A 22,067-nucleotide genomic window follows, 5' to 3' on the forward strand; every position below is an offset into this window, starting at 1 on the left:
CTCCCTGTCCGGTCCCTTCGGGCGGAGATCGCGCCGTGCGCGGATGCGTCCCCGGACCCCGATAGGGCCCCGGGCGCACGGCGGCCGCTCGCGGCGCCGCCATGGCGCCCCGACCCCGCACCCGCGACGATCGAACTTCCTCCCGTCCGCGACTGGTATCCTAGTATTCACGTTAAAGCAACGTGCACCGCGGTCCCGGACCAACGGGTGCCGCGAAGGCGCCGTTGCGCCCGTGTCGACCCGTCAGCCCGGCAGGTCCACCGCGTGCCCCGCGCGCGACGACCGCTCGATCGCGTCGATCAGCCGGTGCGCGGCCAGCGCCTCGCGGCCCGGCACCATGGGCGGGCGCCCCGTGCGGAGGGCGTCCGCGAAGTCCGCGATCACGGCGGCGTGCCAAGCGTGCTTCGGGCCCTCCACGGTCGCCTCGACAGCGCTGCACCCGTCGCGCCAGTCCACCCGCAAGTCCGCTCGGCCCACGCGCAGCGAGGCGTGCTCGAAGTGGAGCGCGATGGACTCCGGCGCGGGCGGGAAGCTGGCCGTTGTCGCCACCAGCGAGCCCGCCGCGCCGCAGGCGAAGCGCAGGCCCGCGGCGGCGAAGTCCTCGGCTTCCATGCGGTGCAGCGGCGTGGTGGCCGTCATGGCCTGCACGCGCGCCACCGGCCCCGCGAGCGAGAGCGCGAGGTCGATCGTGTGGATACCTTGCGTCAGCAGCACGCCGCCGCCGTCGCGGGCGTAGGTGCCGCGCCCCAGCTCGTCGTAGTAGCTCTGCGGCCGCCAGAGCGGCGCGGCGATCTCCACCATGCCGAGCCGCCCGAGCCGCCCCGACGCCATGTGCGCCGCCGCGGCGCGTCCCGGCTCGCCCGCGCGGTGCTGGAGCAGCATGCCCAGGGGCACGCCCGCCCGCTCGCAGGTCTCCACCACGCGCTCCGCCTCGGCGAGGCTGCGCGCGACTGGCTTCTCCAGGAGCACGCCCTTGCCTGCCGCCGCCAGCGTCCCGATGGGGCCGTCGCGCACGCTCGGCGGCGTGGCGACGATGGCGAAGTGAACGCCCGGGTCCGCCGCAACCGCGCCCAGGTCGGCGGTCAGCTCCGGGGCGGGACCGTCGTATGCGGCGGCGAGGGGCGCGGCCCGCTCGGGCCGCCGCGCCACGATCCAGCGCAGGCGCACGCGGTCCCCCAGCGCCGAGAGCGCGGCGACGTGGAGCGGGGCGATCATGCCCGCGCCCACCAATGCGACGCCGAGCGGCGCGGCGCCGGTCACGCGGAACCCATGCGGAGCAGGGGCAGCCTCACTCGTCGGGGACGACCGAGGCGTCGAAGTGGCCGATGTCGGGCTTGGCCGAGCCGAGGCGAATGTAGCCGAGCACGCGGTTTGCGCGCGTGGGGTCCACCACCAGCATCTCGCCCTCGTAGACCGAGAACTCGGTCAGCTCCTGGATGTTGGTGAAGTGCGAGATCACCAGCAGCGGCCCCTCCGCCTCGCCGCCCTCGCCGTCCCACGCCGAGATGCGCTCGCGCATGTCAGTGACGTTGGGCGCGCCCTGGAGCGAGAGGAGGAGGTTGAGGCTCGGGTCGGTGTCGACCTTGATGTCGCGCATGATCTCGGGGTCGACCCGCTCCATGCCGGCCACGATCGCGTCGAACGTCTCCTGGTTGCGGCACCACTGGCTGACCACCACCCGCGAGGGCACCAGCTCGTTGGCGACTAGGAGCGCGCCGAGGTCGCGCATCTGGGTCTTGCCGTCCTCGGTCATGATCCGCTGGTTGTCGCAGTCGTCGGGCGCGACGTCGGTGCGGTCGCGCTTCGACCAGTCCGTGGGGCCGTGGCGCATCAGGAGCACGATGTCGCTGCGGAACAGGTCGTCGAGCATCTGGTAGGGCTCGAAGCGCAGAACCTCCGAGACGCCCTCGCCGGCGGCGGCGGGCATCGTCATGGACATCTCGCCCAGGTGCGTGCCGATCTGCGCGATGGCGCCGCGAATGTCCCCGGTCTCCACTCGTTCGGTCTGCGCCGTGGCGGGCGCGGCGGCGAGGGCGACGCAGGCCGCGAGGAGCGGCGTAAGGACGGTTCGCATTGGGGGAATCCTCGAGGTTAGGCCAGAGCCATACATAGGGGGACGCCGGCCGGGTTCCATGCCCCCCGCCCGCGCCCTCAGAGCGCGCGGGCGACGATCTCGGCCAGCTGCAGCCAGACCGCCTCGTGGGCGGCGATGATGGCGGGGTAGCCGTCGCCCGCCACGGGGGCCGTGAGGGCGAAGGTCTCGATCTGCCCCGAGCGGGCCACCTCGTCGCGGATCGCGTAGAAGCCGGTGAAGCGCAGCGTGCCCGACGCCTGCACGATCATGTCCTCGACCGTGACCGTCACCTCGCGCTCCGGAAAGCCCGCGAGGGGCCAGGGCTCGACCCCCACCTCGGCGTCGGTGATCATGTTGAGGTGCCGCGCCAGCGACACCTGCAGCGCGCGGTCCGGCAGGTCGGCCCACAGCTTGTCGGTGTCCGTGACCAGGCTGCCGTCGGCGCGTTGGATCGGGATCTCCTGGTTGACCGCGTATTCCGGCATGGAGACCGCGTTCACCATGACCGTCTCGGCGGTTACGTTCACGCGCAGCTCCGAGCGCGCGGGGGGCGGGGCGAAGAACTCGGTGCCGTCGCCGCAGGCGGCCAGCAGGAGCGCCAGGAGGGGAAGGATCGCGCGCATGGGAAGGCCTCGCTTGGGTCGCGGTCGTGTCTGCGGGAGGGGACGGGCCGTGCGCAATGCACGGCCCGACCGGGCGCGCTGTTTTCGCCGCGACGCTAGCGTCCGAGCAACAGCGAGTTCGGATTGCGCTCGATGGTGCGCGACAGCGACGAGACGTCCTCGGCGGCCCGGGTCGCCGCGCGCAGGGTGGAGTAGAGCTCCTGCGCGATGCGGCTCTCGCTGTTGTAGGAGGCCAGCACCTCGGTGGCCGAGGTGGACAGCCCCTGCAGCCGCGCGAGCAGCGCCGGAAGGTCCGCCGCCGCGCCCTCGATGCCCCCCGCGGCGCTCGCGGCCGAGACGAGGGCCGCGTTCAGGTTGTCGAGCGCCCCGCCGGTGCGGATCGTCTCCACCGTGCGCCGCAGCTCCTCGAGCGTGTTCGAGAGCACCACGGGCACGTCGCCCGCCTCGTCCGACGACAGGAACAGGTCGGCGGTGACCATAAGGTCGGTGGTGGCGTTGACCAGTTCGTCCAGTGCGAGGTCGTTGGCCTTGGCCGAGAGCTGCGTGAGGTTGCCAGCCAGGACCTCGGCCTCCGCCAGCACGCGCTGGGCCGACGCGGACAGCTCCGGCAGCCCCTGCGTGGAGTCGGCCACCGACGTGGCCGCCTGCTCCGCCGCGGCGAGCGCCGAGGTGAGGGCGGCGGCGGCCTCGGCCTGCCGGATCTCGTCGGTAATCGCGCGGATGTCGGCGGTGATTAGTGGCAGGTCCGCGAGCAGCGCCTGGATCTCGGGCGCGCCGAGGATCGCGCGGGCGTCCTCCACGAGCCCCCGCGCGGCGGCGGGCAGGGCGCGGGCGCCCTCGCTGTCCAGGATGTCCGCGGCCCCGCCCACGGCGCGGTCGAGCGAGGCGCGCAAGGAAGCCAGATCGGCGGTCCCGGCGGCCACGTTCTCCGTGGCGGTCTCGATCGAGGCGAGCGAGGCCTCGATGCGCGCGGCGGCCTCGGGCGTGGCGACGCCCTCGGCCATGGTGCGCAGGCCCGCGGCCACGGCGGCGGTGTCCTGCAGGATCGCATCGATCTCCGGCCCGGCGAGCACGTCGCTCGCGCCGGCCAAGGCGTCGGTGGCCTCGGCGAGCGTGCCGCGCAGGGCGGCGGGCAGGGCCTGGGTGTCCTCGGAGGAGAGGATCGCGGCGGCGCCCTCGGCGGCGCGGTCGATCGAGGCGCGCAGGGTGCCGAGGTCGGCGGTGCCGGCCTCGACGTTGCGCGCCGTGGCCTCCACGGCGGCGAGCGCCTCCGTGAGGCCCGCGGAGAGGGCGGCCCCGTCGATGCCCTCGGCGATGGCGCGGGCCTCGGAGGCGGCGGCGGCCACGTCGGCGAGGATCGCCGCGATCTCGGGCGCGGCCAACGCGTCGCTGGCGCCCTGCAGCGCGGAGCGGGCGAGGCCGGGCAGGGCCTGCGTGTCCTCGGAGGCCAGCAGCGCCTCGGTGCCGTCCAGCGTCGACTGGAGGCTGGCGCGCAGGTCTCCCAGATCGCGGGTGCCCTTGGCGACGTTGCGCGCCACCGTGCGCAGGTCCTGCGCTGCGGCGGCCACGGCGGCGGCGGTCTCGGGGGTCGCGGCGCCCTCGGCCACGGTGCGCAACCCGGCGGCCACGGCGGCCGCGTCGGCGAGGATGGCTTCCAGCTGCGGGCCGGCGAAGGCGGTGCTCGCGCCCTCGAGCGTCTCGCGGGCGAGACCCGGGATCGCCTGGGTGTCGGCGGAGGCGAGCAGCGCGCGCGCGCCTTCCAGCGTGCCGTCGAGGGCGGCGCGCAGGGTGCCGAGGTCGGCAGTGCCCTCGGCCACGTTGCGGGCGGCGTCGTCGATGCCGGCCAGCGCGCCCTCGATGCGCTCGGCCACGGCGTCGGTGGCGATGCGCGCGGCGAGCTGGCGGATGTCGGTGGTGACCGCGGCGGTGGATTCCAGGATCGCCGCGATCTCGGGCGCGGCCAATACCGCGGTGCCGGCGTCCAGCGCGGCGCGCGCCGCGGCGGGCAGGGCCTGCGCGGCCTCCGAGGACACGAGGCGCCCGGCCTCGTCGAACAGCACCACGGCGCCGTCGGCGATCTCTCCCAGGCGCTCGGTGCCGGCGGCCACGTTGGCGACGGCGACGTTGGCGCCCTCCAGCGTGTCGGCGAGGGTGGCCACGATCTCGCGCTCGCGGATGCGCGCCGTGAGGGCGGCCACGTCAGCGGCGATGCTCTGGGCATCGAGCAGCACGGCGGCGGTCTCGGGCGCGGAGACGATGGCGCGCACGTCCGCGAGCAGCCCCTCGCCGCCGCGGATGGTGTCGAGCGCGGCGGAGGGGATGGCGCGGGTCGCCTCGTCGCCGGCGATGCGGTTGAGGTTCGCGAGGAGGTCGGTCGCCGACACCAGCAGCTCCTCGATGGGCAGCTCGTTGAAGCGCGACAGCACGCCCTCGGCGGTGGCGGTGAGCGATCCGCCCTCGGTCTCGATCGAGGGGATCACCGGGTTGTCGGCCACGCCCACTTCCAGCGCGGCGGGCGCGCCGCCCTCGACGGACACGAGGTCGACCGCCAGTTCGCCGCCGAGGATCGAGGTGGAGACGAGTTGCGCGCGCAGGCCGCGCTCCACGAGGGTGCCCACGAAGTCCACGCCGTCGAGGTCGCTCTCCATGGACTCGAGGCCCATGCGGCTGGGCTGGATCGCCATGACCGCCAGCAGCTGCACCTCGCCGTCCGGATCGTCGGGGCGCACGAAGCCGGTGATCGAGGTGACCACGCCCACGCGCACGCCGCCGAAGCGCACGGGCGCGCCCTCCGACAGGCCCGCCGCGGCGGCCGGGAACAGGGCGGAGAAGCGTACCGCGCGCGAGGTGGGCGCCTCGAAGGTGGAGGCGAGGGCGTCGTCGCGGTCGTCGAAGATGTCGAATACGTGGCCGCGGTCGATGGGCTGCCCGCCCGAGATCAGCGTATCGAACACGACGCCGCCCTCCAGGATGGCGGCGAGCGAGCCGACGTTCAGCTCCAGCCCCGAGCCGCCCAGGGCCACGGACACGCCCGAGGCATCCCAGAAGCGCGTGGCCGACGAGAGCTGGCGGTCGTAGGGCGCGCGGATGAAGGCGTCGAGGCGCACCTCGGAGCCGTCGGGCGAGAGCGAGGGGGTGGCAACCTCGCCCACCTCGATGCCGCGGTAGAGGATCGGCGCGCCGGCCTCGAGGCGGGCGCCGTCGGCGGCGCGCAGCACGATCGCGGTGCCGCGCACCCCGGGCGGCACGATGGGCGGCGTGTCGGTTCCCGCGAACACCACCTTGGGCACGCCGATCTCGCTGTCCCAGACGCCCTGGATGTAGGTGCCCGAGAGGATCGTGTTCAGGCCCGTGACGCCGCGCGCCGAGACCGAGGGCTGCACCACCCAGAAGGCGGCGTCCTCGTCGAGGAAGGGGGCGATGTCCTTGCTGACCCGGATGTAGACGTTCACCGAGGCGAGGTCGGGCGAGAAGCCCACGTCCTCGACCACGCCCACGGTCACCTCCTTGAAGCGCAGCGTGGTCTCGCCGGCGGTCACGCCCGAGGCGTCCGGGAAGGCGACCGCGATTAGCACGCCGCGGTTCGAGTAGGCCTGCCAGGCGATCGCCAGCGCGATCAGCACCGCGGCCATCGGCACGAGCCAGACCGCGGAGATGTTGCCGCGGCGGCGGCGCAGGGGCTCGGCGACGGGGGTGTGGGGCGTGGGATCGGTCATTCCGCGGCGACCTTGTCGATCTGGTCCCAGAGCCGGCGGCTGTCGAAGCTGAGCGCCGAGAGCATCGTGAAGATGACCGAGAGCGCGAAGCAGGCCGCGGCGATGCCGGGGTTGATGGTGGCGAGTAGGTTGAACTGCACGAGCGCGGCGAGGATCGCCACGACGAAGACGTCGATCATGGACCAGCGGCCGATCCACTCCACGAACTCGTAGAGATGGAGCAGCTGGCCCGGGCTGTGGCCGTGCGGGCGGCGCACGATGAGGGCGAGGTAGCCGATGGCGACGAACTTGCCCACAGGGATCAGCACCGAGGCCACGAACACGATGATGGCCACCGCGTAGGCGTGATGCTCCCACAGCTCGAACACGCCGCCGACGATGGTGGCCTCCTGGGTGCGGCCCACGGTGGTGGTCAGCAGCATCGGGAAGACGTTGGCGGGGATGTAGAACAGCAGCCCCGCCACCAGCCACGCCCAGACCCGCTGCAAAGACGCGTGGTCGCGGCTCTGCAGCTTCGCGCCGCAGCGCGAGCAGCGCGGCGTGCCGGCGGCGCTGACGCGAGTGCAGACCCGGCAGCCCACCAGCCCCGCCTCGCGGGCGGTCAGCGCGTGGTAGCGGTGTCCAGGGCGGTCCATGTCGAATGCCTGCTCAACTGGGAGTCGCCCAGCGCGGTTATGATCACGATGGCGCCGAACGACCAGAAGGCCGGGCCCATCGACAGGGTGGCGAGGTCGGCCAGCTTCACGAGGGCGATCGCCACGCCCACCATGAAGATCTCGGCCATGGCCCAGGGGCGGATGCGCTCGGCCCAGCGCAGGGCCGGACGCGCGCCGGGCCAGGCGCCGCGATCGAGGGTCACCGGGAACAGCGCCCAGACCAGCAGCCCCAGCCGCGCCGTGGGCAGCACCACGATGAACAGCCCCACCGCCAGCGACAGCGGCGCCATCACCCCGTCCGAGAAGGTCATCACCGTGTCGAACACCGACGCGCGGCTGGTGAACACGCCCTGCTGCAGCTCCAGGAACGGGTAGAACACCACGATCGTCATCAGGACCAGCGAGGTTGCCGCCAGCACCACCACGCGGGTGATCGCCTCGGGGCGGCCCGTGCCCAGCACCGTGCGGCAACGCACGCAACGCGCCCGCTCGCCGGCGGGCAGCTCGGGCAGGCTGTGCAGCGCGTCGCAGACGGGGCAGCAGACGAGGTCGGGCGAGGGGATCATGGCTTCCGGTAGGTGGGGTGCGGAGGGGGCAGGGGAAGGGGCGTCGTCAGTAGTCCTTCTCGAAGAACAGGCCGATCGAGGTGTCGCCGGCCGCGCCGGCCGAGCCGCGCACCGTGAGGTTGGGCGTGATGTCGAGGTTCAGCGTCACGGTCGCGTCGCCGTCCTGGTCCACCTGCACGTCCGTGTAGACGTTGTCGGAGATGTACTTGCCGGCCCGGATCGCGGTGTTGCCGTCGGCGTCCGTGGTCAGGTCCAGGTCGTCGAGGCCGGCGTTGCCGCGCAGCCGCTCCAGCAGCCCGCCCGAGCCGCGGCCCGCCAGCGTCGCCACCGAGTTCGCGAGCTGCAGCGCCTGCAGCGCCGAGAGCTGGCTCAGGTCGCGGCCGAAGAAGATCTGGGCGAGGATCTCCTCCTGCGGCACGTCCGGCGTGGACTCGAAGCGCACCTCGGGGGCGTTGGCGGGCCCTTCCACGATGATCGACGCCGTGAGCGCGTCGCCCTCGGTGATCGCCACGAGGCGGATGAAGGGCACGAGCGAGCCGCCGAAGCTGATCCGGCCCTCGTCGAGCTGGAAGCGCTGCTCCAGGATGTCGAGGCGGCCGCGCACCAGTTCGAAGCCGCCCGAGATGACGGGGTTCGCGGTGGTGCCCGAGACGAACAGCTCGCCCCCCAGCTCGGCGTCGAGACCCCGGCCGCGCACGAAGATGCGGTTGGGCGCGCGCACGCGCAGGTCGAGGTCGTAGACCGGCCCGCCGCCGCCGTCCGCGCCGTCCCCCTCGTCGTCGGCGTCGCCGCCCGCGGGGTCGAGGTCGGCGCGCTGGAGGGTGCGCATCACCGGGCGGGTGACGTTGACGTGGCGCACGTCGGGCAGCTCGCCCACCGCGGTGAGGCCGGTGGATGGCACCGAGATCTCGGCCTCGTCGAGCAGGATGTCGCCCGAGATCGTGGCCCCGCCCGCGAGCGGGCCGGAGACGTTCACCGTGGCGATCACCCGAGCGGTGTAGAGGTTCGGATCCTCGAGCCGCCCGTCGAAGCGCAATGCCAGCGCGCCGTCGAAGGGCGGCGCCAGCGAGACCGGCCCCGAGAGCGTCAGCACGCCGCCCGAGGTGGGCGTGGCCCGCAGGTCGACCGTGGCCCGGTCGCCCGCCAGCGTCACCGTGGCGTCGATGGCGTCGAGGCCGTTGCGCAAGGTGGGCAGCACCAGCGAGGCGCCCGAGGTCGAGATGGTTCCGCGCACCGATTCCAGCGCGGGCGGGCCGTCCACGCGCAGGTCGACGCGCGCCGTGCCGGCGAGGTTGTTGGGCGCGATGAAGGCGTTGGCCAGCCCCAGCGGGATCTGTCCCGTGACGCCGAGCGACAGCGTGGAGCCGACCGTGCCGGCCACCGAGGCGGTGGTGCCGCCGGGGCCCGTCAGGTCCACGTCGAGGGCGATGCCGTCCGGCCCCTGCGAGGCGGTGCCGGTCGCGCGCAGCGGCCCGGCAAGGTCGGGCACCAGCGGCGAGACGTCGGGGACGCGCAGATCGAAGCGGGCCTGCGGCGCGCCCGGCCCCGTGGCCTGCCCCGAGGCGGTGAGCTGCGCGCCGAGCGGCCCGGAGGCGTCCACCTCGAAGGCGTAGCCTCCGTTCTGGCCGAACAGGCGCCCCGAGGCGTTCAGCGGACCCGACAGCCCGAGCGCGAAGGGCGAGACGTCGGCAGCGGCGAGGCGGAACGCCACGTCGGGGTTCGGTCCCGTCACGGGGCCTTCCACCGACAGGCTCAGGCCGCCCGCGCCGGACAGGTCGGCATCCACCGACCAGATCGCGTTGCGCTGCTCGGCGCGCACGTCGAAGGCCACCGGCCCCGAGAGCTGCGGCACCAGCGCGCCGGCTTCCGGAAGACGCCCCTGCGCGGTGACGGTGATGCCCTCGGCGCCGAGCGCCGCGTCGGCGGTCAACTCCACGTCGTAGGGGCCGGTGCCTTGGGCGGTGACCGCGAAGCCGTCCTCGGTCTGCTGCAGGGTGCCGGCCACGTCGACGCCGCCGGGCACGGGGGCGAGCGGCTCCAGCGAGGGCAGGGCGATCGTGAAGTCCACGGCGAGGGGCTCCGCGCCCAGCACCGTGGCCGCCGTGGCGCGCGCGTCCAGGGGGCCGGCCGCCGCTACGTCGAGCGCGAAGCCTTCGGGCGTTTGGTCCAGCGTGCCGTCGAGCGACAGCGTGCCGGCGAGCGCGGGCGGCAGATCGGGGGCGAAGACCTCGATCTGCGGAACGGTCGCCTGGAAGGCCAGCGACACGGCGTCGGGGCCGGTCACGGGGCCGCGGGCGCGTGCGGTGATCCCGGCGGGGGCGTCGAGCGCCGCATCGAGGCGCCACGCGCCATCGGTCTGCGCCAGCGTGCCCTCCAGCGCCGCGCGGCCCGCGAGCGCGGGATAGGCCGCGAGGGCGGGGTTCACGTCCTGCAGGTCGGGCACGGCGGCGGTGAAGGCCACGCGCGGGGCGGGGCCGGTCACGGGGCCCTCGGCGGTGGCGCGGAAGCCGCCGTCCACGTCCAGGGCGGCGTCCACGATCCACGCCTCGCCGGGACGACGCGCGGAGCCCTCCAGCACGGCGGCGCCGGTCAGCGGGGGGATCGCCTCGAGCGCCTCCGAGAAGCTCTCGATCTGCGGAACCCGCACGGTGAAGGCCACGTCCGGCGAGGCGCCGGTCACGGTGCCCTCGACGTCGGCCTCGATGCCGCCCTCGGTGCGCAGCTGCACGTCCACGACGTAGGCGTCCGCGGGGCGCGTCAGCAGGCCCTCCAGCGTGGCGGTTCCCTGCAGGGGCGGGATGGTCTCGAAGGCCGGGGACAGCTCGCCCAGGCGGGGCACCGTGACCGCGAAGGCCAGGCGCGGGTCGTCGCCCGTCACGGGGCCTTCCACGGTGGCCTCGATGCCGCCCTCGGTGGTGAGCGTGACGTCCGCCTCCCAGGTGTCTCCGTCGCGTTCCACCACGCCGTCCAGCACGGCCTCGCCGGACAGGGGGCCGACCTCTGCGATGGCGGGCGAGAAGCCCTCCAGCTCGGGCACGCGGGCCGAGAACTCCAGCCGCGGAGCGTTACCTGTCACGGTGCCGTCGGCCCGGACTTCGATGCCCCCTTCTGTGTCGAGCGCCGCGTCCACGGACCAGGCGTCGCCGTCCTTCTCGACCACGGCGTCCAGCGTCGCGGTGCCCTGCAACGCGGGCACGTCGTTCAGGGCCGGGTTCACGCGGTTCAGCGCCGGAACCGTGACGGAGGCCTCGATGCGAGGGTTGTCCCCGGTCACGGTGCCCTCGACGTCGGCGGTGGTGCCGCCCTCGGTGCGCAGGGCCACGTCCACGTCCCACGCCCCGTCGGGGCGCGCGACGGTGCCCGACAGCGTGCCGGGGCCTTCCAGCGGCTCGGCCTCGGCCAGGGCCGGGGACAGCGCGCGCAGGTCAGGCGCGGAGACCTCGAAGGCGATGCGGGGGCTGTCGCCCGTCACCGTGCCCTCGACCTCGGCAGCAAGCCCGCCCTCGGCATCCAAGCCCACGTCCACCGACCACGCGCCGTCCACCTGCGAGGCGGTGCCGGCTAGCGTCGCGGCGCCCTGCAGCGGGCCGACCTCGGCCAGCGCGGGCGACAGGGCGGAGGCGTCGGGGACCGAGGCCGTGAAGGCGACCGACGGCGCGGGACCGGTCACGGTGCCCCCCACGGCGGCCTCGATGCCGCTGTCGGTCGCGGCCTCCACGTCGACCGCGAACGCGCCGTCCACCTGCGCGGCGGTGCCGGACAAGGTCGCGGCGCTCTCCAGCGGCGCGATCCCGTCCAGCGCGGGCGAGAAGGCCGAGAGGTCGGGGACCGAGGCGTCGAAGGCGAGGCGTGGGGCGCCCTCGCCGGTCACGGGGCCGGCGACGGTGGCCTCGATGCCGCTGCCGGTGCGCAAGGCGGCGTCCACCGACCAAACGTCGCCCTCGCGCGCGGCGGTGCCGGCGAGGGTGGCGTCGGTGTTCAAGGGCTCCACCTCGGCCAGCGCGGGCGAGAAGGCGGCCACGTCGGGCACGGTGGCCTTGAAGGCGAGGCGCGGGGCGTCGCCGGTGACGGGACCCGTCATGGTGGCCTCGACCCCGCCGCCGGTGGTGACGGCGGCATCCACGGACCAGATGCCCGCGTCCTGCGAAGCGACGCCCTCCAGCGCGGCGGCGCCCCGCAGCGGCGGGACTTCCTCCAGCGCGGCGGAGAACGCCTCCAGCTCCGGCACGGTGGCCGAGAAGGCGACGCGCGGCGCGGGGCCGGTCACGGGGCCGGAGACATCGGCGGCGATGCCGGTGCGGGTGGTGACGTCGGCGTCGACGGACCAGACGTCGCCCGTGCGCGCGGCGTTGCCGGCGAGCGTGGCGGGGGTCTGGAGTGGCTCGATCTCAGCCAGCGCGGGCGAGAAGGCCGAGAGGTCGGGCACGGTCGCGCGGAACGCCACGTCGGGCGCGTCGCCGGTGACGGGGCCGGAGACCTCGGCCGCGACGCCGCCGTCGGTCTCGAGCGCGGCATCTAGGGACCAGACGCCCTCCCGCTGCGACGCGGTACCCTCCAGCACGGCGGCGCCGCGCAGGGGGGCGACCTCCTCCAGCGCGGGCGAGAAGGCCTGCAGCTCGGGCACGCGCGCGGAGAAGGCGACCGAGGGCGCATCGCCGGTGACGGTGCCGTCTACGGAAGCGGCGATGCCGCCGTCGGTGGCGAGGTCCGCATCGACGCTCCACGCGCCGTCGGTCTGCTCGGCCACGCCCTGCAGCGTCGCCGCGCCGCGCAGGGGCTCGATGCCCTCCAGCGCGGGCGCGAGGCTCTGCAGTTCGGGCACGCGGGCGTCGAAGACCACGCGGGGGGCGGGGCCGGTCACCGGGCCCGTCACGGAGGCGCGCGTGCCGCCATCGGTGCTGAGCCCCACGTCGACGGTCCAGGTCTCGCCCGTCCGCGCGGCGGTGCCTTCCACGGCGGCGCGCCCCGCGAGCGGCTCGGCCTCGGCGAGGGCGGGCGAGAGGGCGCGGCCGTCCGGCACCGACAGCGCGAAGGCCACCGAGGGCGCGTCGCCCGTCACGGTGCCGTCGACGGAGGCCACGAGGCCGCCCTCGGAGGCCACGTCGACGTCCACGGACCATGCGCCGTCGTTCTGCGCCGCGACCCCCTCCACGGTGGTCTCCCCTTGCAGCGGGCCGACGTCGGCGAGCGCGGGCGATAGGGCGGAGGCGTCGGGCACGGTGGCCAAGAAGGCCACACGCGGGGCGGGGCCGGTCAAGGGGCCGGAGACCGAGGCGGCGAGGCCGGTCTCGGTGTCGACGGCCGCGTCCACGGTCCAGGTCTCGCCCGCACGCGCGGCGGTGCCCGAGAGCGTCGCGGGGGTCCGGAAGGGCGGGGCGTCGAGCGCGGGCGCGAGGGCCGAGAGGTCGGGCACGGTGGCGTCGAAGGCGATGCGGGGGCTGTCGCCGGTCACGGGGCCGCGCACGGTGGCTTCCACGCCGCCGTCGGTGGCGAGCGCGGCGTCCACGGACCAGACGCCATCGGTCTGCTCGGCCACGCCTTCGAGGGCCGCGGTGCCTTCCAGCGGCGCGATCCCCTCCAGCGCGGGCGAGAACGCCTCCAGCTCCGGCACGTTCGCGGAAAAGGCGACGCGGGGCGCGGGGCCGGTCACGGGGCCGTCGATCGCGGCCGTGATGCCGCCGTCGGTCTCCACGTCGACGTCGAGGACCCAGGCCTCGCCCTGGTTCGCCGCGGTGCCCCGCAGGGTCGCGGCGCCGGCGAGGGGCTCGATCTCGGCGAGCGCGGGCGAGAAGGCTTGGAGATCGGGCACGCGGGCCTCGAAGGCGACGCGGGGGGCCTCGCCGGTCACGGGGCCCTCCAACGAGGCGGCCACGCCGCCCGCGGTCTCGAGCGTGGTGTCGAGCGACCAGACGCCGTTCGCCTGCGAGGCCACGCCCTCCAGCTCCACGGGGCCGCGCAGGGGCTCCACGCCCGACAGCGCGGGCACGGGGCCCGAGAGGTCGGGCGCGGTGGCGCGGAACGCCACGCGCGGCGCGTCCCCCGTGACGGGGCCATCGATGCGCGCGTCGATGCCGTAGGGACCGGAGGCGTCGGCTTCCAGGGTCCAAACGCCTTCCACGGCGGCGGCGCGGCCGCTCATCGAGAGGCCGCCGGGCACGCCCTCCGCGAAGGCGGCGAGGTCGGGCACGGAGGCCGAGAACTGGAGGTCGGGCCGCTCGCCGGTCAGGGCGCCCGAGGCGTTGAGAGCAATGCCGTTGGGCGCGGCACCATCCAAGGTGCCGGACCATACGCCGTCCTCGGCCTGCGTGACGTCGGCGGAGAGGGTGATCTCGCCGTCGAGGCGCGGGTCGAGGAGGGTGCCGTCGAGGATGCGGGCCTCGAAGGCGGCCTGGCCGGTGCGGCCCTCCTCGCGGGCGACCGTGCCCTCGCCGTAGATCGCCGCCGAGGCGTTCAGGGCGAGCTGGTCGTTGCCGAGGCGCAGGGCGTCCACGAAGGTGCCGTCGGTGGAGCGGCGCGCGTCCACCATGAGCGTGGTGGTGCCGCGCAGAAGCGCGTCGGCCTGCTCCACGTCCACGGAGAGACCGCCCGCCTCGCCCTCGACCACGAGGTCGAAGGTGCCGGCGAGGGGGTCGACCTCGCCCTGCGTGGTGATCTCGGCAGTGCCCGCGAGGTCGCGGCCCGCTAGCGCCGAGAAGCGCGCGAGGTCTTCGAGCGTCACGGCGAGGTCAAGTGTCGCGGGCAGACCCGCGGTCTCGGTCTCGCCGCGCGCGATGCCGACGTCGCCGGCCAGCGCGTAGCCGGGGCCGCGGAAGGAGAGGTCCTCAATGCGCACCGGCTCGCCGTCGCGCCAATTGAGGTCGGCGTCGAGCGAGATGCGCGCGCCCACCGCCTCGGCGAGCGCGGGATCGGTGAAGCCGAGCTGGTTGGCGGCCGCCTCGATCGCGCCGGTGGCGGCATCGACCACGCCATCGGTGCGGCTCAGGAGGCCCGAGGCCTGCAAGGAGGCGTCGCCCACGGTGACCTCGGGGTGGTTCAGCTCCAGCACCGAGAGGTCGACGCGCCAGTTGTCGGAGTTCGCCGGATCGTAAGCGACCGCGAGCTCGGCGCGGCGCAGGGTGACGTTGGCGGCGGTGGGCAGCAGCACGGGCGTGCCGTCGGCAGCCTCGACCGTGCCCTGAATGTCGATGAAGGTGGGGAAGTTGTCGGGGCCGAGGCGCAGGGAGCCCGCGATCTTGGCGGCCTCGGTGTCGAGGTCGAGCGCGTCGAGCACCAGCCCGCCCGCGTCGAGCTGCGTGCCGCGCGCGACCAGCGCCACGCGGTCGCCGAAGAAGGGCTTGTAGCGGGGGGCGAACAGCTCGGTCACGTCGCCGGCCACGTCCACCGCGAAGGCGCGTCCATCTTCCACGCCGCGCAGCGCCACGGTGCCCGCGAGGCGCGGCTCGCCGTCGCTCAGGAGGCCCAGATCGGCGGTGAAGTCGTCGAGCGGGCCGCGGCCGGCCACGGTCAGCTCCACCGCGGGGGCGCCAGGCAGGCGCAGCAGCGTGGCGGCGAGGCCGCCCTCGGCCTCGCGCACGTCGAGGTCGAGCGCCAGCACGGGCGGCTCGCCGGCGGTGTAGGCGACCTCGATCCCGAACACGCCCTCGGGGCCGTCGAGGCGCGTGGCCTGCAGCGTGGCCGAGCCGGAGCCGTCCGAGAGCTGCGCCTGGGCCTCCAGCGTCAGGGCCACGGACTGGCCGAGCACGGCCTCGCCCAGCTCGATGCGCTCGGCGGCGAGGCGCTCGATGTCCACGGAGACGGGCAGGTCGGGGAGCGAGAAGCCCGAGGCGGCGGCGGCAGGCGGCTCGGCGCCCTCGGCGGGCAGGGGCGGGCGCTCGAGGCGGATCACCGCGGCGGTCAGTTCCTCGACCTCGAGCCGCCCGCGCAAGAGCGCCGAGCGGCTCCAGTCCAGCACCACGTCCTGCATCACCAGCCAGGTGCCCTGGTCGTCGGAGATCCGCAGCTCGTCCACGGAGGCGCGCGAGGACAGGGCGCCTTCGAAGCCGTCGATCTGCACGTCGAGGCCGGGCGCGCGCAGGTTGTCCTCGATCAGGCCGGCCAGGAAGCCGGGATCGCGGTCGGAGTCCTGCGCGCCCAGCGGGGCGGCGGTGAGGGTGAGGGCCGCAAGGCCTGCGAGGACGCCGCGCTTGATCATCAGAAGGCCTGCCCGATGCCGATGTAGATTTCCACGCCGCCGTTGTCGTTGGGGCCCGAGACAGGCACCCCGACGTCCACGCGGATCGGCCCGATGCCGGTGTCGTAGCGCACGCCGAGGCCGGCGCCGACGTGGTAGTCGCCGTCCGCGAAGCCGGTGCCCTCGGAGATCCAGCCGGCGTCCGCGAAGGCCACCGCGCCGATCTTGTCGGTGACGCGCTGGCGCACCTCGCCCGAGGTGCCGAGGAACGAGCGCCCGCCCGTGCGCCGCCCCGAGGGCAGCTCCACGGCGAGGTCCTGGAAGGGCTGGCCCCGCACGGTGCCGCCGCCGCCCGAGAAGAACAGCCACTCGGGCGGGATCTCGTCGAGGTCGGGGCCGAACACGGCGCCCAGCTGCACGCGCGCCGCCAGCACGGTGCGGTCCGCGTCCTCGCCGCCGAAGCCCTGGTAGCCGCGCAGGTCGGCCGTGAAGCGCGCGCCCGCGCCGGCGGTCTGGAAGCCCTGGAACGGCTTCAGCCCGGCCTCGACGTAGTAGCCGTCGGCGGGGTTTAGGGGATCGTCGCGGCGGTCGTAGGCGGCGGCGAGGGGCAGCGACAGGATCGAGAACTCGCGGGTGCCGAAGGCGTCCGTGGTCTTGGAGTAGGTGTAGCTCACGCCGTAGCTGTAGGAGAACTCCTCGGAGGCGATGCGCCGCGCGGCGGCGCCGATCTCGAAGCGGTCCGAGACGAAGTCGGGCTGGTCGAGCCGCTCCACCTCGACGCCGACCACGAGGTCGGTCTCGGGGTTGAACACGGCGGGGCGCGCGTAGGCGAGGCTCAGGCCGTAGTCGATGCCGCCGCCGTCGCCGCCGATGTCGGCCACCTCGCCCTCCACGCGCAGGGAGTCGGCGTAGCCCGTGAGGTTGCGGTGCAGCCAGAAGGCCGAGAGGGTCGCGCCCTCGGTGGAGCCGATCTCGGCGCCGAAGCCGAAGCGCCGGGGCAGCTGCTCGATCACGTCGATGACAAGGGGCAGGGTGTCGCCCGGGCCGATCGCGTCGGCCTCTGTGATGGAGACGGAGCGGAACGCGCCGGTGCGCTGGAGCCGGGACGCCGCCGCCTCGATCTGGTCGGGGTCGTAGACCTGGCCGGCGCGCAGGTCGGCGATGCGGCGGATCTGCCGCTCCAGCACCCGCTCCTCGCCGTTCACCGCCGTCGGGCCGTAGCGCAGGCGCGGGCCGGGCGCGAGGCGGATCGCCACCGAGAGCTGGTCGGCGGCGTGGTCGGCCACGATGTCCTGCCCACCCACGTCGGCCTTGGCGTGGCCGATCGCGCGCCAGGCCTCCACGCCCACGCGCGCGGTGGTGCGCAGGATCTCCGTGCCAGCCGGCTCGCCGGCGGCGAAGCCTTCGGGGATCTCGGTGCCGGGCGCCAGCGGGGCGATCTCGGTCCGGCCGAAGCGGTACTCGGGGCCGGGCTCGACCCGAACCACCACGCGGCCCACGCCCTCCTCGGCCGAGACGGCCGGAAGCTCGGCGGCCTCGACGCCGTCGAGGGTGATCGAGATCTCGGGGCCGAAGCGGCCCGACTCCCACAGCACCGCGAGCAGGCGGCGGTAATCCGCCTGCGCGGCCGCCACCACCTCGCGGCGGGCCGGCGCCGGCGTCTCCTCATAGGTCTGCAGCAGGAGCGAGGCGCCCCGCAGCGCGTCGCTCAGGTCGTCGTCGACGGCGAGCTGGAAGAGGAGGTCCGCGCGCGCGCCCGCACCGGGGGCGACGGCGGCGAGGAAGCCGAGAAGGCCAGCGGCGAGCGTGCGTTGCATGGAAGTCCCCCGGGCGACGTCTGTCCGGGGCAGACCGGATCCGGCCGCCCGCCGGCGTCCCCCCGTCCTTCCCCGCGACGCGTCTATCACCCGCCGGATTCCCCCGGAACAGTCCCCCCCATCACGTTTTCGCATGGGCGCGGCGGAGAAGCCGCAGGTCCGCGAGCAGGGCGCGCCGGTCGATCGTGGCCGGCAGCGTCATCAACTCCTCCAGCGCCCGGATCGCCGCCTCCGTCGCCATGCGGTCGTCGGTGAGGTAGGGCATCGCCGCCGGGAAGGTCCGCGCATAGAGCGCCGCGAAGTCGAGCCAGTCGCCGTGGAGCCGCCCCGAGGGGGGCTGGCGCAGCCCGCCGCGATGCACCAGCGCCTCGGCCAGGGCCGCGGCGAGCCAGTTGATGCAGTTCACCGCCGTGAAGGGGTCGTTCACGCCCGGCGAGAGCGCGATGCCGATCATCTCCACCAGCTGGTCGGCGAGGAACGTTGGGGTCTGCGTCTCGGTGGGCTCGGGCCCGAGGGCCACGGCGCGGTCCAGCGCCTCGCGCGCCTCGTCCTCGGTCATCTCGCCCCAGATGCGCAGGAGCGTGCGCCGGGGATGGACGAACTCGCCCGCCCGCGCCTCGATCCGCATCACCGCTCCGCGCCGGCGCGCCAGCTCCGCCAGCCGGTCGTAGGCCACGGTCTGGATGTAGCCCCGACCCGATGCGGCGAGGGCGAGGTCGGGGTCGCGCTCGGGCAGGGGCATGGACCCGTTCGCGCCGCCGTCGCTCGCCCGCGCCTCCTCGGTCCGGTCGATGCGCGCGCGCAGCTGCTCGGTCAGCCGCTCGCCCAGGCCCGCGGTGATGTTCGACACGTTCACCGTCTCGGGCACGTGGTGGACGTAGAAGATCATGGTGCCCACCGAGAGGAAGGTGAGCCCGAGCGCCACCAGCACCGTGAGCTGGATCACCGAGTCCGGCGAGCTGTCCGCGAGCACCAGCGCGGTGAAGGCGTAGACGAAGGTGGCCACGAGGATGCCGAGCGCCCACTGGTTGCCCCGGTCGCGCATGAAGTTCCCGATCAGGCGCGGCCCGTACTTGCCGGCCGCGTGGGTCACGGCCACCAGCGTGAGCGAGAACATCACGCCCGTGACGCCGATGATCGACGAGGCGATCACGGTGAGGAGGTTGCGCGCGGCGTCGTCGGTTAGCTCGCCCACGGGCAGCCAGCCGATCACCTCGGGCTGGAACCACCACAGCGCCAGCGCCAGCGCCGCGGCGCCCGCGGCGAGGGTGCCCGGGATGAACCAGTATCCGCCTCGGATCTCCTGCAGCACCTTGCGTGCCAGCGCCCCCGGCTCGTGCATTCCCGCCATCCTCCTTCGAGAGCCCCGGGAACGTATCGCCCCCCCTCCGGGTTGCATCGGTGCAACCGCAGATTCGCGCCCATCCCCGCGCCCATCGCACCGGAGACCGCCCATGACCACAGCCTCCCCCGACGCGGAGTTCCGCGAGGACGACGGCATGGCCGACGCCTTGATCGAGCACATCGAGCACGAGGAGCGCGAGGAGGCGGCGATCGAGGAGGCGGGGCAGCTCGGCGCCAAGCTGCTCTACGAGGTGATCCGCCGCGCCGGCGAAGAGGAGCTGTCGCGGCCGCTGCGCTCGCTGACCTACTCGGGCATCGCCGCGGGCGTGATGATTTCGATGTCGGTGGTGGGCGAGGCGGTGCTGCGCACCTACCTGCCCGATGCCCCCTGGAGCTACCTCGTCGAGAACCTCGGCTACTCGCTGGGCTTCATCGTGGTGATCCTGGGCGGCATGCAGCTGTTCACGGAGAACACCATCACCACCGTGATCCCGGTGATCGCCGAGCGGCGCAAGCGGCTGTGGTGGATGATGCTGCGCCTGTGGGCGATCGTGCTGGCGGCCAACGTCTTCGGCTGCTTCTCGATCTCGGCATTCTACTACTACACGCCCGCGCTTCCGCCCGAGATTCTGCCCGCGCTGACCTCGCTGTCGGCCCACGCCACCGGCTTCGAGCCGGGCACGGCGTTCTTCCGCGCGATCCCGGCGGGCGTGCTGGTGGCGGCGCTGGTGTGGATGCTGCCGCAGCGCAACTCGGGGCGCTTCGCGATCATCATGGTGTTCACCTGGCTGATCGCCGCGGGGGACTTCACCCACGTGGTGGCCGGCTCCGTGGAGTGGGGCTGGATGTTCTGGAGCGACCAGCTGGACTTCTGGGAGGGCTTCACCGGGTTCTTCCTGCCGGTCCTGTCGGGCAACATCGTGGGCGGCACCGTGATCTTCACGCTGGTCACCCACGGGCAGGTCAAGGACGAGATGCACCGCAAGCCGCTGATCTGAGACCCATCGCGCCCCCCTCCGCGGGGGGCGTCAGAGCAGGGGGCGCGGCTTCGGCGGCGCGGTGTCGGTCATGCCGATCCGGGCCAGGGTCTCCAGGTCGTTCACCTGCAGGCGCCCGTCGCGCCACACGGCGAGCTGGCGCTCGCGGAACTTGGCCAGCGTCTTGTTGGTGTGCACGAGGCTGAGCCCCAGCGCGTCGGCCAGATCCTGCTGCTTGAACGGCATGGGCATCGCCGCGCCGTCGGTCATCTCCAGGGTGGCGGCCCGCTTCCACAGCTTCACCAGCGCCCAGGCCACGGACTCCTCGGCGGTGCGCTGGCCCACGGTCACGAGCGCCTCGCCCATGAAGTGCTCCTCGGTGGCGGCGATCCAGATCAGGTCGTAGGAGCGCGACGGGGAATTGCCGAAGAAGTTCCAGAGCGCCTGGCGGTCGAACACGCACAGGCGCATGCGCGAGCGTGCCTCCACGGTGTGGCCCATCTCGCCCATCACCGCGCCCTGCAGGCCGATCAGGTCGCCGGGAAACAGGAAGGTCAGCACGTGGCGCCGGCCGTTCTGGAGCACCTTGTGGCGCAGCCCGACGCCCGACAGCACCGTGAACAGCTGCGCCGAGTGGGCACCTTCCGTCAGGATCGGCGTCCCGGCCTCCACGGTCAGCTCGCCGACCTTGAAGCGCTGGGTCTGCCGGACCTCCTCGTCGCTCATGTCCGCGAACAGGCTCCGGCCGCGCAGGGGGCAGGCATCGCATCTCGTCACCATCGTCCCCGGCAGCCTCCTCGGCAGATCCCCGCGTCCCGGCGCGTCGCCCGGACCCCGAAGACCACGGAACGCGGCCCGGCGGAAGGCCCGGTCGCGGGAGGCGAGGGGCCCCGGCCGGGATGCGATGGGGTCAACCTATGCGTGCGCCACCCCCTGTCAAGCGATCCCGCCGCGGGGGAAGGGCACGCACGCGCGGCGCGTCGCCGCGGGCGGAAGGGGAGGGCCCCCGCCGGCCGCGGCGGCGTGATCGGCTCAAGCGCTGAGCGGCTCGGTCGAGGAGAAGAACATCGCCTGGCTCACCGCGGAGCGCACCTGCTCCTGGGTGTAGGGCTTGGCGATCAGGAACGCGGGCTCGTTGCGCGCGCCCGACAGCAGGCGCTCCGGGAAGGCGGTGATGAAGATCACCGGGCGCTTGCCGAGGTCGCGCATCACCTCGTTCACGGCGTCGATGCCCGACGAGTTGTCGGCCAGTTGGATGTCCGCGAGGATCAGGTCCGGCATCTCCTGGCCAGCAAGGGCCACGGCCTCGGTGTGGGTGCGGGCGATGCCGGTGACGCGGTGGCCCATCTCGCCCACGAGGGACTCGAGGTCCATGGCGATGATCGACTCGTCCTCGATGATCATGATCTTGCCCGACACGGCGTCGGCCATCTCCTGGCGGGCCAGCCCGACCAGCTCCGACACCTCGCCGCGGTCGATCCCCATGATCTCGGAGATCTCGTCCATCGAGAACTCCTCGACCGTGTGGAGCAGCAGCGCCTCGCGGGTGTTGGGCGTCAGGCGGGCCAGGTGCCGCTGGGCGGCTTGGCGCATGGCGTCGTTCTCCTCCTCCATCGGGGCGCCGGCCGAGGACCAGATCCCGTGGAAGGTGGAGAAGAGGTCGGTCTTCACGCCCGAGGTCGCGCCGAGCAGCGAGCGGTCCGCGAGGATCGCCTCGAGCGTGGCTGCGGCGTAGTTGTCGCCGCTGGTCTGGCTTCCGGTGAGCGCGCGGGCGTACCGGCGGAGATAGGGCAGGGCCTTGCTGATCTCGGCCGTCGTGTCCATTGGCATGTCTTCGTGTTTCCCCTCGGGTCCCCTGTTCGTCGTGCGGAACAAACGTCGCCGGTGCCGGTTGTGTTCCGAGGAAATTATGCGCGAAAGCCGAGCGGGGGCACGGGGACCAGGATGGCACGAAGCGACGAAAAGACGAACATCGACAGTCTCATAGACGCGAACCTCAGGCGCGTCTACGAAACCGTCCTCAACGAAGACGTGCCCGACAGGTTCTCGGCGCTGCTCTCGCAGCTCAGATCCGGCCAGGACGACCAGTCCGCGGACGCGCCCGCCGACCAGCCGGAGGACTGA

General features: G+C 73.9%; 13 protein-coding genes. 2 read left to right on the top strand and 11 right to left on the bottom strand.

What is annotated here, in order from left to right:
* Window positions 1-243 precede the first annotated feature (243 nt).
* From K3554_RS05295 to K3554_RS05340, 9 genes are all read right to left on the bottom strand, one after another.
* Window positions 244-1,260 carry a Gfo/Idh/MocA family protein gene (locus K3554_RS05295; RefSeq protein ID WP_259944666.1) on the bottom strand — a complete coding sequence of 339 codons (1,017 nt, stop codon included), beginning with the start codon at window positions 1,258-1,260 and terminating at the stop codon, window positions 244-246.
* Between the two features lie 28 nt (window positions 1,261-1,288).
* Window positions 1,289-2,074: a histidine phosphatase family protein gene (locus K3554_RS05300; protein WP_259944667.1), complete on the bottom strand. Its 786-nt coding sequence runs from the start codon at window positions 2,072-2,074 to the stop codon at window positions 1,289-1,291.
* 77 nt (window positions 2,075-2,151) lie between these two features.
* Complete coding sequence (locus tag K3554_RS05305; protein ID WP_259944670.1) at window positions 2,152-2,697, bottom strand: membrane integrity-associated transporter subunit PqiC; 546 nt, start codon at window positions 2,695-2,697, stop codon at window positions 2,152-2,154.
* Between the two features lie 95 nt (window positions 2,698-2,792).
* Window positions 2,793-6,413 (bottom strand): MlaD family protein, encoded by a 3,621-nt coding sequence (locus K3554_RS05310; protein WP_259944672.1) that lies wholly within the window; start codon window positions 6,411-6,413, stop codon window positions 2,793-2,795.
* A complete protein-coding gene (locus K3554_RS05315) occupies window positions 6,410-7,048 on the bottom strand; it encodes a paraquat-inducible protein A (protein WP_259944674.1) in 639 nt (212 codons plus the stop codon). The genes K3554_RS05310 and K3554_RS05315 overlap by 4 nt, the downstream gene beginning before the upstream one ends.
* Entirely contained in the window at window positions 7,015-7,635 is a 621-nt protein-coding gene (locus tag K3554_RS05320; RefSeq protein ID WP_259944676.1) for a paraquat-inducible protein A, read from the bottom strand. Before K3554_RS05320 ends, K3554_RS05315 begins: the two co-directional genes overlap by 34 nt.
* A 46-nt stretch (window positions 7,636-7,681) precedes the next feature.
* Window positions 7,682-15,826, bottom strand: a complete 8,145-nt coding sequence (locus K3554_RS16825; RefSeq protein WP_311200373.1) for a translocation/assembly module TamB domain-containing protein — start codon at window positions 15,824-15,826, stop codon at window positions 7,682-7,684.
* The gene (locus K3554_RS05335; protein WP_259944677.1) at window positions 15,826-17,622 is read right to left on the bottom strand and encodes an autotransporter assembly complex family protein; all 1,797 of its coding nucleotides are present in this window, start codon (window positions 17,620-17,622) and stop codon (window positions 15,826-15,828) included. The genes K3554_RS16825 and K3554_RS05335 overlap by 1 nt, the downstream gene beginning before the upstream one ends.
* Before the next feature lie 121 nt (window positions 17,623-17,743).
* The gene (locus tag K3554_RS05340; protein WP_259944681.1) at window positions 17,744-18,964 is read right to left on the bottom strand and encodes a DUF2254 domain-containing protein; all 1,221 of its coding nucleotides are present in this window, start codon (window positions 18,962-18,964) and stop codon (window positions 17,744-17,746) included.
* A 157-nt stretch (window positions 18,965-19,121) separates the two neighbouring features.
* On the opposite strand from K3554_RS05340, the gene K3554_RS05345 reads away from it, so the two are divergent.
* Window positions 19,122-19,964: a formate/nitrite transporter family protein gene (locus K3554_RS05345; RefSeq protein WP_259945796.1), complete on the top strand. Its 843-nt coding sequence runs from the start codon at window positions 19,122-19,124 to the stop codon at window positions 19,962-19,964.
* Window positions 19,965-19,994: 30 nt separating this feature from the next.
* On the opposite strand, the gene K3554_RS05350 is transcribed toward K3554_RS05345, so the two are convergent.
* Both K3554_RS05350 and K3554_RS05355 read right to left on the bottom strand, forming a co-directional pair.
* On the bottom strand, window positions 19,995-20,723 hold the full coding sequence (locus K3554_RS05350) for a Crp/Fnr family transcriptional regulator (RefSeq protein ID WP_259944684.1): 729 nt from the start codon (window positions 20,721-20,723) through the stop codon (window positions 19,995-19,997).
* 252 nt (window positions 20,724-20,975) lie between these two features.
* A complete protein-coding gene (locus K3554_RS05355; protein ID WP_259944686.1) occupies window positions 20,976-21,773 on the bottom strand; it encodes a response regulator in 798 nt (265 codons plus the stop codon).
* A 114-nt stretch (window positions 21,774-21,887) separates the two neighbouring features.
* Here K3554_RS05355 and K3554_RS05360 point away from each other — a divergent pair, with 114 nt between their 5' ends.
* On the top strand, window positions 21,888-22,067 hold the full coding sequence (locus K3554_RS05360; protein ID WP_259944687.1) for a NepR family anti-sigma factor: 180 nt from the start codon (window positions 21,888-21,890) through the stop codon (window positions 22,065-22,067).

It is taken from the genome of Jannaschia sp. W003, from assembly GCF_025144335.1.
GTDB lineage: Bacteria > Pseudomonadota > Alphaproteobacteria > Rhodobacterales > Rhodobacteraceae > Jannaschia.